The organism is Methanolobus chelungpuianus (assembly GCF_024500045.1).
In the GTDB taxonomy this organism is placed as follows: Archaea; Halobacteriota; Methanosarcinia; order Methanosarcinales; family Methanosarcinaceae; genus Methanolobus; species Methanolobus chelungpuianus.
In genome coordinates this window covers 1-203 of record NZ_JTEO01000017.1, presented here as the reverse complement: position 1 = coordinate 203, position 203 = coordinate 1, and the positions used below count along the sequence as shown (strand labels likewise).

1 pseudogene is annotated in these 203 nt (G+C 50.2%); it reads right to left on the bottom strand.

The features are described 5' to 3' along the window. Positions 1–203: pseudogene (locus PV02_RS12875) on the bottom strand (sodium:solute symporter family protein); the annotation flags it as partial.

The following is a 203-nucleotide window of genomic DNA, read 5'->3' as shown; positions in this document are numbered from 1 at the left end:
GCTATTGATGTAATGGGGTATGATGAGGTCTGTATTTCCTCCAGCAGCCGCTACTGATATTACGCCGAGTTTCTCGAAGAAGTATACATTTGAGAGCGCCCCAACAGTGAAGGCAACTCCTGTCATCATCAGGATGAACGGCCCTCCCACCAGCACTGCACGATTCAGTGCCCTGTCGTTACTTACTGTCATGAACCTGACGG